This is a genomic window from Shewanella sp. ALD9, assembly GCF_002836315.1.
GTDB lineage: Bacteria > Pseudomonadota > Gammaproteobacteria > Enterobacterales > Shewanellaceae > Shewanella.
The window spans coordinates 242427-257852 of sequence record NZ_PJCD01000043.1; the positions used below are offsets into that span (position 1 = coordinate 242427).

The 15426-nt window shown below is 40.8% G+C and carries 13 protein-coding genes; 4 read left to right on the plus strand and 9 right to left on the minus strand.

Going from position 1 to position 15426, the window contains the following annotated elements:
* Positions 1-7: 7 nt before the first annotated feature.
* The 7 genes from CXF88_RS20765 to CXF88_RS20795 form a co-directional block, all read right to left on the minus strand.
* The gene (locus CXF88_RS20765) at positions 8-2044 is read right to left on the minus strand and encodes a TonB-dependent receptor (protein WP_101088673.1); all 2037 of its coding nucleotides are present in this window, start codon (positions 2042-2044) and stop codon (positions 8-10) included.
* 352 nt (positions 2045-2396) lie between these two features.
* Complete coding sequence (locus tag CXF88_RS20770) at positions 2397-2933, minus strand: YfiR family protein (protein WP_011639416.1); 537 nt, start codon at positions 2931-2933, stop codon at positions 2397-2399.
* Between the two features lie 10 nt (positions 2934-2943).
* Positions 2944-4980 (minus strand): TonB-dependent receptor, encoded by a 2037-nt coding sequence (locus tag CXF88_RS20775; protein ID WP_101088674.1) that lies wholly within the window; start codon positions 4978-4980, stop codon positions 2944-2946.
* A gap of 359 nt (positions 4981-5339) precedes the next feature.
* Complete coding sequence (locus CXF88_RS20780; protein ID WP_101088675.1) at positions 5340-6521, minus strand: NAD(P)/FAD-dependent oxidoreductase; 1182 nt, start codon at positions 6519-6521, stop codon at positions 5340-5342.
* A 124-nt stretch (positions 6522-6645) separates the two neighbouring features.
* Positions 6646-7662 carry an NAD(P)H-dependent glycerol-3-phosphate dehydrogenase gene (gene gpsA / locus CXF88_RS20785; protein ID WP_101088676.1) on the minus strand — a complete coding sequence of 339 codons (1017 nt, stop codon included), beginning with the start codon at positions 7660-7662 and terminating at the stop codon, positions 6646-6648.
* Positions 7663-7665: 3 nt separating this feature from the next.
* Positions 7666-8139, minus strand: coding sequence for a protein-export chaperone SecB (gene secB, locus CXF88_RS20790; protein ID WP_011639424.1), 474 nt, complete (start codon positions 8137-8139; stop codon positions 7666-7668).
* 208 nt (positions 8140-8347) lie between these two features.
* Positions 8348-8782: a rhodanese-like domain-containing protein gene (locus CXF88_RS20795; RefSeq protein ID WP_101088677.1), complete on the minus strand. Its 435-nt coding sequence runs from the start codon at positions 8780-8782 to the stop codon at positions 8348-8350.
* A gap of 251 nt (positions 8783-9033) precedes the next feature.
* Between CXF88_RS20795 and gpmM the strand changes: the two genes are divergently transcribed.
* The 3 genes from gpmM to CXF88_RS20810 all read left to right on the plus strand — a co-directional run bounded on the left by gpmM (position 9034) and on the right by CXF88_RS20810 (position 12669).
* Complete coding sequence (gene gpmM / locus CXF88_RS20800; protein WP_101088678.1) at positions 9034-10575, plus strand: 2,3-bisphosphoglycerate-independent phosphoglycerate mutase; 1542 nt, start codon at positions 9034-9036, stop codon at positions 10573-10575.
* Positions 10576-10585: 10 nt separating this feature from the next.
* Positions 10586-11719: a peptidoglycan DD-metalloendopeptidase family protein gene (locus CXF88_RS20805; protein WP_101088679.1), complete on the plus strand. Its 1134-nt coding sequence runs from the start codon at positions 10586-10588 to the stop codon at positions 11717-11719.
* Positions 11720-11952: 233 nt separating this feature from the next.
* Positions 11953-12669 carry a divergent polysaccharide deacetylase family protein gene (locus CXF88_RS20810; protein ID WP_101088680.1) on the plus strand — a complete coding sequence of 239 codons (717 nt, stop codon included), beginning with the start codon at positions 11953-11955 and terminating at the stop codon, positions 12667-12669.
* Here the strand turns inward: CXF88_RS20810 and CXF88_RS20815 are convergent.
* Together CXF88_RS20815 and CXF88_RS20820 are read right to left on the minus strand one after the other, a co-directional pair.
* On the minus strand, positions 12644-13099 hold the full coding sequence (locus tag CXF88_RS20815) for an Rrf2 family transcriptional regulator (RefSeq protein WP_101088681.1): 456 nt from the start codon (positions 13097-13099) through the stop codon (positions 12644-12646). The genes CXF88_RS20810 and CXF88_RS20815 overlap by 26 nt on opposite strands.
* A gap of 35 nt (positions 13100-13134) precedes the next feature.
* On the minus strand, positions 13135-13386 hold the full coding sequence (locus CXF88_RS20820; RefSeq protein ID WP_011639430.1) for a YkgJ family cysteine cluster protein: 252 nt from the start codon (positions 13384-13386) through the stop codon (positions 13135-13137).
* Between the two features lie 242 nt (positions 13387-13628).
* Between CXF88_RS20820 and rihA the strand changes: the two genes are divergently transcribed.
* On the plus strand, positions 13629-14561 hold the full coding sequence (gene rihA / locus CXF88_RS20825; protein ID WP_101088682.1) for a pyrimidine-specific ribonucleoside hydrolase RihA: 933 nt from the start codon (positions 13629-13631) through the stop codon (positions 14559-14561).
* The last annotated feature ends 865 nt before the right edge of the window (positions 14562-15426 follow it).

Sequence of the window (15426 nt, forward strand, 5' to 3'; positions counted from 1 at the left end):
CGCGACCTTAAAAAGTTAAAGTCATTTTAACAAAGTAACTTGGCCCTACCCGATAAGGGAATTGTAAGCTTTCTCCTTCATATTCAAGGTGGGCTGGGTGAAGTAAATTTTTCCCGTAGGCCGATAGTGTAGCCTCAGGCGTGATGTCCCAACTCACTCCAATATCAACACTATGATAGCTAGAAATTGTCTTTATACTTGTGCCGTTTTGGCTTATTAAGTTAGTGCTATCGACAAAACGCCATACGAAGTTAACATCAACATCATCGGTAATATTCCAATCAATTATGGTCGACAACATATGCTCTGGTGCGTCGGTATTCTGATTTAAACTGTCACCAAATTCGCTTTGGATAAAGCTGTAATTGACTCTAAACTGAAGCGCATCCGTTGCAGCCCATAACGAAGATAACTCAGCCCCATAGTTATATCCGTCCAAGCTATTTCCAAATAGGTAATGTTGCGAAATGTAATTAGGAAATGTACTGAAATCTGTTGCAGCTATTGAAGTACTGCGCAGTTTGTCATAATCGTTATAAAACACGGTAGTATCAAAAGACCATTGGCTTGCCGGAATAAAACGATACCCCATCTCGTATGAGATAATTTCTTCGGATTCAAAGTTGTCGTTACCCGACACCCATACCTTAACCAGTGGGGCCTCGTCAGAAGGCGGTATATTCAGGCCATTTACAGATATATTATTTTCTAATCTTGACGGGGTTCGCACTGCTCGAGCAATAGAAGTCCATACACTGTTTTTTGCATCTAACTGCCATCTAAGACGAATATTGGGTTGAACTTCAAAACCAGTGTAATCATTACGTTCAAAGCGCGAAGCCAGAGTAAGCCACAACTCGTCTTTAACTAACATAATATCGTCACTGATGAATGCACTCCACAAATCAGTATTTGTCGAGAAAGCCTCACTACTTTCTAGAATAGGGCTGGAGCCGAGATCATCTTGTATATAACGATATCCTAATCCCCAAACAACATTATGATTTTGTCCAACAATTAACTGATGTTGAAAATCAACATCAAATGTTTCACTGCTTAAACCATATAAATTTTCATCTCTATTTGCATAATCGTAATAGGTTTGTACGCTATATTCAGAGGTTGCCGATAATGCTTTGGTGTACTTTGATAACAGATTAAAGCCATCACTTTTGACTTCGTCAGTATAATACTCTCGGTATAGCGGCGCGTCTGTTGATGCAATATTAGGTGCTTGCTGCATCTTCGACGTATAAAAGTCGCTGCTTAACGTGAGGCTTGTGTCTGTCTCAAGCTGAATATCAATGCGCCCACCTAATTGCAGATGCTGCCAGCTATTATCTTTGCCAGCATCAGCAAATGGTACCAGTAAATCACTCTCAAGATCATTTGGGTCAAGCTCAAACGAATCTCTTTCATGGCCTTTTAAATATACTCTCGACGTGACCTTGTCAGACAATGTCGAACCATAACGAAAACCAGCAAAACCTTGTTCATAATCTCCGGCACCTAGCTCTGCATAGCCTCCTAATGTGTCGGCACTGTGTTTGGTAATAATGTTAATCACACCATTAACCGCATTGGCGCCCCACAAAGCAGCACTTGGACCACGGATGACTTCGATACGTTCAATATCTGCCATGAGTGTGTCTTGTACTTCCCAATAAACACCGGAGAAAGCTGGAGAATAAAGGGTTCTACCATCCATCAATACCAATAGTTTGTTATTGTAGCGGCCGTTAAAACCACGGCTACCGATGGCCCATTTTTGTGAATCAATCTGCGCAACATGCAGCCCTGGCACATCGCGAAGTGCTTGTGGGATTGAGGTTGCCCCAGAGCGACGAATACTTTCGCTGGTGACGACATAGATTGCAGCGGGTGAATTGGATAGAGGCTGCTTTTGTTTTGATACAGAAGTCACTTCAACATTCATTAACTCTTGTAGACTGAGATCTAAAGAGTCAGAATCAGCGGCTATAGCTGTAGAACTCGCAGAAAAAACAAATAATGCAGAATAAAAAGTCATTTTCAGCTTTAACATTTTCAATAATTCCTTCACCAAGCCAAAGATAGCAATGCCAATTTATTTTTCAAAAAATCTATATCACACAAACAACTTATTCGATTAAGTTTAAAGTATGTTTAACGGTAAATCCATTAACATTTTATCAACAACCTACCAAGAATGAATCGTCAAACATCTCAATTTTAATCTTCTGTTAATTTTTGATGACATAAATATGACTATCGGCCAATCCAGTAATATCATTAGCAAGTTAACCTCTTTTGACTACCTCGAAAGGATTAAACATAATTGCTGATAGATTATTGCTCGCGATAATATCGCTAAGCATTATGTTAAACGATAAACTTCGATGACAAATTCATTACTTTCATCGCTTAACCTCAAGTGCCAATTTCAATACTTGAGAGCTGATAGTTAATCCAGATTTTGCTACCACTTGCATATTAACTTTAAAATATAATCGCTTATCTTGCTCGACGATTTCAATCATCCCGCCTTGCATTGCAAAACCTGTGATATCCGAAACCGTTAAAATAGCCTTATTATCGACAGCCACTAACAATCTATGGGTTAACTCCCTAGAGTTAGTGTCTACAAATACAACATCGCACTGATCGATTTGGCTTATTCCAGATAACTCAATGGCCATCACAGACTGAGTTCCCAGCGTTTTATCGGAAAGTCCCATGAAACTGTCGTGATATTGATTTCCGAAAAAACATATTTTCCATGCAGATGAGGTATTAAGACGCGCTTCAGGCCACTGAGTAAACTTAGCAAAGTTATAGGTTAATGCCGCTTTTAACTCGAATGCGTTCTGCGCCATAGAGACTCGCGGAAGCAAAATAGCTCCCACGACCAATAATGAATACAGTAACTGTCGACTTAAATTTGAGTTTTTCAATGTTGCTACCCTAAAAGGTCAAAGTAGCTTTAATATAATAACTTGGTCCCACACGATAAGGGAGTTGGTAACTTTCTCCTTCAAACTCAAGGTTTGCAGGATGAAGTAAATTTTTCCCGAATGCTGATAACATGACATCAGGCTTAACCTTCCAGTGCAGTCCTAAATCAACTCCGCTATAGCTATCAATTTCCTTAGTACTAAGGTCATTGATATTCAATACGTAAGCTTCATCAATAACACGCCAAACTAGATTAAAATCAACATTATCGCTAATGCTCCAATCCATCATTGTCGATATCATATGCTCTGGGGCATCAGTATTTTGACTTTGACTGGCACCAAATTCATTTTGAGTAAAACTATAATTTACTTTGAATTGGATAGTATCAGTTGCAGCCCACTGAGATGAGAGCTCGAATCCATAGTTATATCCATCAAGATCATTACTGAATGTTAAGTATTGCGAAATGTAATTGGGAAATGTGCTGAAATCTGTTGCACCGGCTGGAGCATTGCGCAATTGGTCATAATCGTTATAAAAAATTGTTGAATCAAATGACCATTTTTTAGCGGGCGTAAATCGATAACCTACCTCATACGAAATGATGACTTCAGATTTATAATCCTCGTTACCAGCCACCCATATACTAACCAATGGTGACTGAACTGAAGGCGGTATGATTTGTGAGTTCACCGATAGATTATTTTCTATCCGCGACGGAGTTCTGATTGCGCGTGCAACAGAGGCCCACAGATTATTTTTTTTATTCAACTGCCACATCAGGCGAGCATTCGGTTGAACCTCAAAGCCTGTGTAGTCATAGTGTTCGAAACGTGATGCTAACGTCAACCACAACTCATCATCAACTAACGTAATTTCATCACGAATAAATGCGCTCCACAAATTGGTTCGAGTTGATTCTGACTCGCTACTTACAATAATAGTGCTTTGGTCGAAATCATCTTGAATAAAGCGGTAACCGAGTCCCCAGATAATATTATGATTTTGTCCAACAAGTAGCTGATGCTGAAAATCAACATCAACCGTTTCACTACTAAAACCATACCAATCATCATCTCTTTTTGCATAATCGTAGTAGGCTTGAAGGCTGTATTGAGAGGTTGGAGATAACGCTTTGGTGAGTTTTGATAATAAATTAAAGCCATCGCTGCTGATGTCATTACTATTAAAATCACGATATGACGGACCAACTAATGAAGGGTAATAAGAGGTCTGCTGCATTTCAGTGCGGTACACATCACTGCTCAACATAAGGCTTGTGCCCGTATCAAGCTCCATATCAACGCGGCCTCCCACTTGAAGATGCATCCAATCGTTGTCTTTATCAACAGTGGCTAATTGCTCCGCAAGACCGCTATCGAGATCTTGCGAATTATACTCAAGCGAGTCTCTGCTATGGCCTTTTACATACACTCTTGATGTTGCATTATCTGATAATGTGGAACCATAACGAAAACCTGCAAATCCTTGCTCATAATCGCCAGCCCCAAATTCTGCATAACCACCAGATGTATCTGCACTGTGTTTGGTAATAATATTAATCACACCGTTTACTGCATTGGCGCCCCACATTGCCGCGCTAGGCCCACGTATAACTTCTATGCGTTCAATATCGGCCATCAGCGTATCCTGAACCTCCCAGTAGACACCTGAAAATATTGGAGAATAAAGGGTTCGGCCATCCATCAATACCAGTAATTTGTTGTTGTAGCGCCCATTAAAACCACGGCTGCTGATAGCCCACTTTTGAGAGTCAATCTGCCCTACATGCAGCCCTGGCACATCTCGAAGTACTTGCGGGATAGAAGTAGCACCAGAATTACGTATATGTTCGCTTGTGATGACATAGATTGCAGCAGGTGAATTCGATAAAGGCTGCTTTTGTTTTGATACCGAAGTGACTTCGACATTCAGTAACTCTTGCAGACTAAGATCGAGAGAGTTTGATTCGTTGGCAATTGCACTGTAACTAGCCAAAAAGGCTAATAGCACGGAATAAGAAACAAGGTTCAACTTTAACATTTTCAACAATTCCCTTATTAAGCTAACGACAATTGTGAGAGTTTACTGACTAAAGAATAAAAAGTTCACAATTAATTTACACGATTAACTTACACGATTAAGTTGAAAAAGTATGTTACAGGATAAGATATTAAGTAATTTTTGAGCGGTAGATCTTGTGCAGAACAATAAAAAATATTAGTGATCGAAATAATGACAAAAGAGTTTACCCATAAGGAAACCCTTTAATCAGCTTTTCGTTTAACGTCGTCCTGAATTCAGCATGTAGCATCATTAAAAAATGAGTTGGCCACTACGGGTCATTTGCACTTACGGGCAAACTTTAGTGCTTACGGGCAAACTTTATTGTCTCTACACAATTAAACTGCCAATCCTGCAGCAACACCTGAGCTCCAAGCCCACTGAAAATTAAACCCGCCTAACCAACCACTTACGTCCATTACTTCACCAATAAAGTACAATCCAGAGACCTTATTCGCTTGCATGGTTTTAGATGACAATTCATTGGTGTCAACGCCACCTAAAGTGACTTCTGCGGTGCGGTAACCTTCGGTGCCATTCATGGTAATAGACCAGTCGTTTAAGTCGTTAGCGAGTTTTTCTCGCTCGCCGTGGCCGAGTTGGTTTAATGCTTTATCCAGTTGAGACTCGTCAAATAGTGTTTCAACCAAGCGTTTAGGTAACCACAGGCTTAAGGTGTTGCGTAGGCTTTGCTTTGGATGATGTTTCAGTGCAAATTCAATTTTATCTAACGCGTTTTCACCCGGTAATAAATTGATAGAAATAGCTTCACCTGGTTGCCAATAATTAGAAATTTGCAGTACTGCTGGGCCTGATAGACCACGATGAGTAAACAACAAGGCCTCGCTAAATTGAGTGCCGTCTTGGGCGGTAATGGTTGTTGGCACGGCAATACCCGATAACGGCTCAAAGCGCACTTTTTGTTCGGCATGCCACGTAAATGGAACTAAACCAGCACTGGTTGATAACACCGTTAAACCAAATTGCTCTGCCAGCTTATAGCCATAAGGCGTAGCACCTAATTTGGGCATGGATAAACCGCCAGTCGCTATCACTAATGACTCGCAGCTAAAATCACCATTTGAGGTAGTTAAATTAAATCCTGTATCCGTTTTAGTAACAGATAGCATTTCAGTACGCAGCTTTACCTTAACGCCGGCCCACTCGCATTCAGTCATTAACATGGTAACGATCTCTTTGGCTGAGTCATTACAAAATAACTGCCCATGCTCACGTTCATGGTATTCAATACCATGACGCTCAACCAACTCAATAAAATCACTTGAACGATAGCGAGCTAATGCCGATTTGACAAAGTGTGGGTTGCCACAAATAAACTGATGTGGCTCAACTTTTTGGTTGGTAAAGTTACAACGCCCGCCACCACTGATAAGAATTTTTTTACCAGCTTGTTTGGCATTGTCTAGCACCAATACATCACGACCTCGATAGCCCGCAGTAGCAGCACACATTAATCCTGCCGCGCCGGCGCCGATAATAATTACGTCATGATGTTTCACGTTTTACTCCACACTTTAAATGGGTTGTTTTGTATTTAATTGATAAATATTAAATGCAAAAAAGGATGCTATTTTAGCATCCTTTTTAGTATCTATTCACGGTTAACTTAGCCGCTCTGTTGCACTATTTTTTCAGCGTTTCAGATTTCTTGTCTCGACTAAGTAACTCTTTTGCTGCTTCAACCGGTGCTTTACCTTGGTATAAGACTTGGTAAATTTGCTCGGTGATCGGCATTTCTACCCCTAGGCGCTTGGCTAAGGTAAACACTTCTTTAGTATTTCGATAACCTTCGACTACTTGACCGATTTCTTCTTGCGCGGTGATAACGTCTTTGCCTTGACCTAAAGCCAAACCAAAACGACGATTACGCGACTGATTATCGGTACACGTTAATACTAAGTCACCTAAACCCGCCATACCCATGAAGGTTGATGCATCGGCGCCGATAGCTTCACCTAAACGGCTCAGTTCAACTAAACCACGAGTAATGAGTGCGGTACGCGCATTTGCACCAAAGCCAATACCGTCGGACATACCTGCACCAATGGCAATCACGTTTTTAACCGCTCCGCCTAATTGTATGCCGATAAAATCGTCATTTGCGTATACACGCAAGCGTTTTGGACTATGAAGCAATTCGACTAAGTCATGGGTAAACTGTGGGCAAGTACCCGCAACCGAAATAGCGGTAGGTAAACCAGCGGCTAATTCTTTGGCAAAGGTAGGCCCAGATAACACAGCTAGTGGATAATGTTCACCTAATTGCTCACGAGCAACATCTTGTAATAAACGGCCAGTTTCAGGCTCTAAGCCCTTGGTCGCCCACACAATACGTGCGTCGTCACGCAATAATGGTTTTGCTTGCTTAAGCACGTCACCAAATACATGGCTTGGTACAACAACCAAAATATTCTTGCTGGCGGCTAAGGCTTTGCCTAAATCAGCTTCGATGGATAAACAATCAGGAAACTGAATGCCAGGCAAAAAACGTTCATTACTGCGGCCTTCCGCTAATACTTGCATGCTTTTAGGATCGTGACCCCAAAGCAATGTCTTATGGCCATTGCTGGCTAAAGAAATAGCAAGGGCGGTGCCATAAGACCCCGCCCCTAATACCGTAATTTCGGCAGCGTTATTCATAAATTACGCAGTTGCTTCTTCAGTTGCAGCAGCTTGACGCTGTTGAACGTACTGAGCAAATAGAGCATCAAAATTCACTGGAGCAAGGTTTAGTTGTGGGAAAGTACCACGGCCAACTAAGTTGCCAACTAATTCACGTGCGTATGGGAACAATACGTTAGGGCAATATGCACCTAAAGAATGGGCAAGTTGTTGCTCAGTTAAACCCACAATCGAGAAAATACCCGCTTGCTGAACTTCACATAAAAATGCGGTGTCTTCGCCATTTTTAGCGGTAACAGTCAGTGATAAAATTACTTCGTATGTGTCGTCAGACAATTTGTTGCTGCGAGTATCTAAATCTAATTTTACTTCTGGGTTCCATTCTTTCTGGAAAACAGCAGGGCTGTTTGGCGTTTCAAAAGACAAATCCTTTGTATAAATACGCTGAATGTTGAACTGTGGTGCTTGTGCTTCGTTGTTTGCTACTTCAGCCATAATTTCCTACCTATCAATGTTATTTAGCTTTTCTGTGAAGCTAATTGTGTTGGGCTTTCACACTCAATGCATAAAGAATTAATCTAACATTAGTGCTATCCCGTAAAGTTGATCCAGCTCGATAAATGATAACGAACAAGATCTTGATAATAAACCGTGTTAACTCATACCCAAATTCGTTAACACCGAATACCATTAAGCAACCATATTAACGCTTGCTTTTAACTACTGGTAAATTAGCACCTTGCCATTCGCCCATGCCACCTTTAAGGTTAAACACGTTTTCAAATCCTTGTTTAGTAAGAAGTTGAGCTGCTTGTGACGATGTCATACCTGAGTTACATACTAATATAATGGGGCTAGTTTTAAACTTTTCAAGGCTAGTGACTTGATTATTTTTAATTTCTGATAAGGTCACATTGAGTGAATCAACAATATGGCCTTTCTTAAATTCTTCTTTGCCACGCACATCAACGAGTTTGGCATCTTGCTTATTCACCATGAGTGTTAGCTCTTGATGACTGACATTTTTCACTTTTGATGTACCAGATTTAATGACACTAACAACAAGTGCTACAAACAAGCCGACCCACGCTAAGCTTAACATTGGATTCGCTTTAAAAAATTCCATATATTCTTGCATAATTACTGATTTCTCTGACGATGACTAAGATGAGATGGCCTCGAGTATATCGTTTTGCTCGGCAGTTTTCATTAAAGAAACACCTAAAATAAACGGTTTACGCTGAGTTATTCGTGACTCGCCCCTCGTTATCAGCTGCTTTAGTTATATCTTCAAACCTATATGCCTTTTGCACACTATCGATAAGTAGTAATATTCATACAATTGAAATTTTATAACACTTCTATTTTAACTTAATAAGGTACTTGCAAATGGCTAAAAAACGTCCACTCGCATTACTTATCCTTGATGGTTGGGGTTACAGTGAAGACACGCAAGATAACGCGGTTTTTCATGCAAACACTCCTGTCTTAGATAAGCTCAATGCACAATACCCTCACAGTCTTATTTCAGGTTCTGGTATTGACGTCGGATTACCCGATGGTCAAATGGGTAACTCTGAAGTTGGCCATATCAATATTGGTTCTGGCCGAATTGTTTATCAAGAACTCACCCGCATCAGTAAAGCAATTGTAGACCATGAGTTTGAACAAAACGCAGCACTTTGCGATGCAGTAGACAAAGCCATTGCCGCAAATGGTGCGGTGCACATTATGGGGCTATTGTCTGCCGGTGGTGTACACAGCCATGAAGAGCACATTGAAGCGATGTGTCGTATGGCTGTTGAACGCGGCGCAACAAAAGTGTACTTACATGCCTTTTTAGATGGCCGTGATACGCCACCTCGTAGCGCTCAAAATAGCTTAGTCCATTTTGATGAGCTATTTGCTGAATTAGGTCATGGCCGTACAGCCTCAATTATTGGTCGATATTTTGCTATGGATCGTGATAATCGTTGGGATCGCGTATCGCAAGCCTACGAATTAATCACCGAAGCTAAAGGTAAGTTCGCTTATGCTTCGGCACCAGAAGCGCTTGAAGCGGCATATGCTCGTGATGAAAACGATGAGTTTGTTGCTGCATCTGCCATTGTTGATGCGCAAGGCGAAGCTGCCGTATTAAGCGATAATGATTCACTGATATTTATGAATTTCCGTGCAGATCGTGCTCGCCAAATCACCCGCACTTTCGTGAATCCAGATTTTGACGGGTTTAAACGTAATAAAACACCAAAAATCAACTTTGTGATGTTAACTGACTACGCTGCAGACATTAATGCTCCGGTAGCCTATCCATCGAGTGATTTAGTGAATACTTTAGGCGAAACCCTGCAAAACCAGGGTAAGACCCAGCTGCGTATTTCGGAAACTGAAAAATATGCTCATGTGACTTTCTTTTTCAATGGTGGTAAAGAAGAGCCATTCGAAGGTGAAGATCGTATTTTAATTCAGTCACCTAAGGTCGCAACGTATGATCTGCAACCTGAAATGAGCTCGACAGAATTAACCGATAAATTGGTCGCCGCGATAGAATCTACAAAATATGATGTCATCATTTGTAACTATCCAAATGGTGATATGGTCGGCCATAGCGGTAACTTTGATGCCGCAGTTAAAGCGTGTGAAGCGGTTGATGCATGTATTGGTCGTGTCGTCGAAGCGTTAGCTAAAGTTGATGGCGAATGCTTGATTACTGCCGATCATGGTAATGCCGAAAAAATGAAAGATCCTTCTAACGGACAAGCATTTACAGCTCACACCAGTAACTTGGTACCGTTCGTTTATGTCGGTCGTGATGCCGTGATAAAAGATGGTGGACGCTTGAGCGATATTGCGCCAACTATGTTAACCTTAATGGGCCAAAGCATCCCGAAAGAAATGAGTGGACGCTGTATCATTGACCTTAAAGAGTAAACATTAACTCGTGATAACTCGTTTATTTATTAAAGCCAGCATTGTTGCTGGCTTTCTAATCTTTTCATTTACGGCAAATAGTGCTGATTTGTCTTCACGCCAGTCGGCTTTGAAGTCTATTCAAGCACAAATAAACCAACAACAAAATTCGCTCAAAGACACCTCAAGGCAACGCGAGAAGCTTATTGCGTTACTAAAAAGTGACGAGCAAGCGATTGCAAAAGCAGCTAAAAAAGTCAATCAATCACAAAATTCATTGACTGAAGTTAACGCCAAACTTAGCAACTTGGATAAACAGCAGATAGATTTAGCCAAGCTTAAAAAAAGTCAGCAAGACACCTTATCAAAACAGTTATCTAGCGCTTATTTGGCAGGTAATCATGATTACACTAAGATGATGCTGAATCAGCAAAATCCGGCCACAGTTGAGCGCATGCTGGCGTATTATCAATTTCTCAACAATGCCCGCATAAAAGCTATTCAACAACTCAAGCAAACTAGCATTGATCTTAATAAAGTTAAGCAACAGCAAGTAACAGCAAAGCAAAAACTCAATGCTTTAGTGATAGATCAAAAGCAACAAGCGCTGCAATTAACCAAAGAGCAAGGCCAACGCCAACAAACATTGACTCAACTACAAAGAACCTTATCCAGTAAAGGTGCGGAATTAGAGCAACTGCAAATAGAAGAGGCAAGTTTAAAACGTATAGTGCAACAAGCAATGCTTGCCGCAAAAGCCAATCCAACCATGGATGGATTAGTCAGTCAAAAAGCCAAATTAAAATGGCCAACTAACGGCAGAGTGAGTAAACGATTTGGTAGCAACCGTTCTGGACAAATTGTTTGGAAAGGGACTGTACTTGCCGCACCTGAAGGACAAAATATCAATGCAGTGGCATCAGGAAAAGTTATTTATGCCGACTGGTTACGTGGTTTTGGTATGGTGTTAGTTATTGATCATGGTAAGGGTTATATGAGCCTATACGGTCACGCCCAAACACTATTAAGACAACCTGGAGATATGGTGAAAACTGGCGAGTCTATTGCGCTTGTTGGCCGTTCAGGTGGGCAAAGCGAACCAGGGTTATATTTCGAAATCCGTAATAAAGGTAAGGCTGTCGACCCAGCCTATTATTGTCGTTAATAGCAAAACACGTACTGCTAATATTCAATGGTTCAACGTATTACAAGGTATAGCATTATGCCTTGCCAAAGAAAGCGGTTAACGGCCCGATTAATTAGCACTATATCAACGGGCATAACTGTGTCTATAATCACGCCGTTATATAGATATCATTGAACAATAAAACTCACACAACCAGATAAGCTAAATTCGTGCGAAACCTACTATTACTCCTACTATGCTTATGTAGCATCATGCCCGCTACAGCGACTAAATTAGCCATTATCATTGACGATATTGGTTATCGCCTAACTGACGAAGCAGCATTGTCATTACCCAATTCGATCACTTTATCGGTGTTGCCCCATACTCCGCTAGGACAAAAACTTGCGCAAGATGGTTATCATAAAGGTCATGAAATAATGTTACACCTACCAATGCAAGCCTTAAATGGCAAAGCTTTAGGACCTGGAGGGCTAACCAATGATATGAATGAGACACAAATTAAACAACAGTTACAAAGTGCGTTCTCTAATATCCCGTTTGCTAAAGGGGCTAATAATCATATGGGGAGTTTACTGACTCAAATGGATGAACCGATGTTATGGGTAATGCAGAGTTTAAAACAGCAGCAGTTGTTTTTTGTCGATAGTTTTACCACTAAATATACCAAAGCCAGCAACAAAGCGATGCAGCTTGGAGTACCATCACTGAGAAGACACATATTTTTAGATAACGACATTAGTGAACGTGCGCTTGAACGTCAGTTTCAGCAGATGATTACGCAATCCAAACGGCAAGATAAGCTGGTTGTTATTGCACATCCTTACCCAGAGACCATTCGATTTTTAAACGCTAATTTAGCTCGTTTGAACGATAATGACATCACATTAGTACCAACGTCTCAATTATTTGATGATATGAATGTCACGACAGCAAGTCTGCCTAATCCAACTGCAACACTGAAATAGATAAGTCAGGTAGTGTAGATAAAATTTCCGTTTTATTGGATACAATATCAGCTAAGGTATATTGATCAAGTACCGCCAGATAAGCTGTAACAGCCTGACCCAACACGCCTTTTAATTGACATATTGGCGTAAATCGGCAATAAGGTGAGTCACAATCAATAGGTGATAGTGAATGCTCTAAATCACGGACCAATTGCCCAATTAACACCTCATCAGCAGCTTTTGCTAATCTAAAACCACCACTTTTACCTCTGACCGTCTGCAAATATCCCTTTTTTCCCAATTGATGGATAATCTTGGCTACATGGTTTGAAGAAAGGTCAAACACACTAGTCACTTCAGCTATTCGAAACAAACTTTCGCGTTCAGATTGCACCGCAAGATACATCAAAATGCGAATACCAAAATCTGTATATCGGGTTAATTGCATGATCTAAAATATCCAAGGTAAGTAATAAACGCAGATTAGCATGTTGAAGACTCTAAATCAGTGATCAACCATAAAGCTTGTTCATTTGTGGTGCCGCACACATCAATACTTGCACTAAACTCAGCACAAACATCTGGACGTTCTGGTTGACCAAAAATCATACACAGATTATCGGCATTTAATTGAATACAACGCACCCCAGCAGGTTTCCCCATTGGCATGCCTGGTATTGCACTAGTGATAGAAGGCGCAATGCAGCAGGCACCACAACCCAAACGACAATCCATAACTTTACCCACTAAATAAAAAGCACTGTATTTTACAAGAATGTACTCTTAACGACATGTTTAATTACATTATTGGTATCGAGAATAATTGAAATAGTCGCCGAGCTAAGGCAAGTTACTCTCGAGCATTTCTTCAACCACTATGCCATTGTATATTAGATCACATTTTTAGTTCTTAAGCATTAAGCACACAACAGTCATAGTGGTACATTATACCCTCTTATAGAATAAGGAAATTACCCATGAAACGTCCTGTAATTCTCGACTGTGATCCCGGTCATGACGATGCCATCTCACTTATTTTAGCGCTTAGCTCTACAAAGCTTGATGTATTAGCTGTCACCACCAGTGCAGGCAACCAAACACCAGACAAAACCTTAAACAATGCTTTACGTGTACTAACACTATTGGGTCGTCATGATATACCCGTTGCAAGTGGCGCCCCTAAGCCATTAGCTCGTGATCTAATCATTGCAGATAATGTTCACGGCGAGAGTGGTCTGGATGGACCCAAATTGCCCGATCCAGCCTTTGCACCTGTAGAACAAACGGCTATTGAACTGATGGCCGAAAAAGTGCGTAACAGTAAGCAACCCGTCACACTTGTTCCAACTGGACCGTTAACTAATATTGCGCTGTTTCTAGCTGCTCATCCTGAGTTACATCACAACATAGATAGTATCGTTCTGATGGGTGGCGCTGCAGGTGTGGGCAATTGGACACCAGCTGCTGAATTTAATATTTTTGTCGACCCTGAAGCTGCAGATATGGTATTCAAATCTGGCTTGCCAATCGTAATGTGCGGACTAGATGTCACCCACCAAGCCCAGATTATGGATGAGGATATTGAGCGAATTAGAGCCATTAATAATCCTATCGCGCAATGTGTTGCGGAACTACTCGACTTCTTTATGATTTATCACCGCGACCCTAAATGGGGATTCACTGGGGCACCACTACATGACCCTTGCACCATCGCATGGTTACTTAATCCATCACTGTTTACTACGGTTGATTGTTGGGTAGGTGTTGAAACTAAGGGGGAATATACACAGGGAATGACAGTGGTTGATCGCTATCAATTAACCGGTAAACCGCACAATGCAAAAGTACTGTTTAATATTAACCGAACGGGTTTTGTCGACTTTATCGTAGAACGTCTAAGCGATTACTAACAAACTCATGCCATGCAGATAAAAGTAACCTGCATGGTATATAACTGCGGATAACTATTAATATCATATTCGTTATCTGCAGTACCAATACCGAGCAAGTGTCTGTATTCAAACATTTTCCTCTGCTTAATTAGTTAACAATTAGTATTCCCTAAAACTAACTACAGCAATAAACAATGAACCAGCGGCCCATACGACAAAGACTATTTTATTATCTCTATAATCCACACCCAATAATAAATGGTACACAATCTCGATAAACTTTTAATCTAACTTAACTAACACTCAGCTTTTAGCTATGTATATCAATTTGGAGTTAATACCAATCCTATTAAATATGTGATCTTTCAGCGGGAGTTCAAAGTGCTGTAGGCAAGGCAGATTATTGAATCGAATAGTGATTCTCGGTAATAAGCTCCTGCGTTACTCTACCTCCAGCATCTGACCGCCATGGATGGTGGGGATGTCTTATTTTTTATGGAAAAAAATATACCATGCCGTCGTATTTTGAAAACATCTAACAAAGCATAAAGGACTTTGAAACCCGCCAGAATGGAGTCTCTCAGTTATTCCACTTCTGTGTTACATCGATTAAAAAGGCAACAACCATTTCTACATCAATGCGCCTTGAATTGAAAAACCTGAGAGACGCTGAACTGACCAGATATTTAATGAGATTGGTATAACACGTAAATTTCAGATACAAAAAAAGCCTCGTCGTTAGACGAGACTTTGATATCATGACAAAGCAGACAATGATAATAAGAGTGGACCTAAACCCCCGGCGTGACGGGTCACTTTCTATTGATTGAGAGTCAACCGTCCAAATAGATTGGATGAATGCAAAGCAATACCGGGAACGTTG

What these genes read in the sequence shown, in the direction of transcription:
- rihA (WP_101088682.1), top strand. Translation starts at nt 13,629, where the DNA reads ATGAAACGTCCTGTAATTCTCGACTGTGATCCCGGTCATGACGATGCC.
- CXF88_RS20775 (WP_101088674.1), bottom strand. Translation starts at nt 4,980, where the DNA reads ATGTTAAAGTTGAACCTTGTTTCTTATTCCGTGCTATTAGCCTTTTTG.
- CXF88_RS20765 (WP_101088673.1), bottom strand. Translation starts at nt 2,044, where the DNA reads ATGTTAAAGCTGAAAATGACTTTTTATTCTGCATTATTTGTTTTTTCT.
- gpsA (WP_101088676.1), bottom strand. Translation starts at nt 7,662, where the DNA reads ATGAATAACGCTGCCGAAATTACGGTATTAGGGGCGGGGTCTTATGGC.
- CXF88_RS20795 (WP_101088677.1), bottom strand. Translation starts at nt 8,782, where the DNA reads ATGCAAGAATATATGGAATTTTTTAAAGCGAATCCAATGTTAAGCTTA.
- CXF88_RS20820 (WP_011639430.1), bottom strand. Translation starts at nt 13,386, where the DNA reads ATGGATTGTCGTTTGGGTTGTGGTGCCTGCTGCATTGCGCCTTCTATC.
- secB (WP_011639424.1), bottom strand. Translation starts at nt 8,139, where the DNA reads ATGGCTGAAGTAGCAAACAACGAAGCACAAGCACCACAGTTCAACATT.
- CXF88_RS20815 (WP_101088681.1), bottom strand. Translation starts at nt 13,099, where the DNA reads ATGCAATTAACCCGATATACAGATTTTGGTATTCGCATTTTGATGTAT.
- CXF88_RS20810 (WP_101088680.1), top strand. Translation starts at nt 11,953, where the DNA reads ATGCCCGCTACAGCGACTAAATTAGCCATTATCATTGACGATATTGGT.
- gpmM (WP_101088678.1), top strand. Translation starts at nt 9,034, where the DNA reads ATGGCTAAAAAACGTCCACTCGCATTACTTATCCTTGATGGTTGGGGT.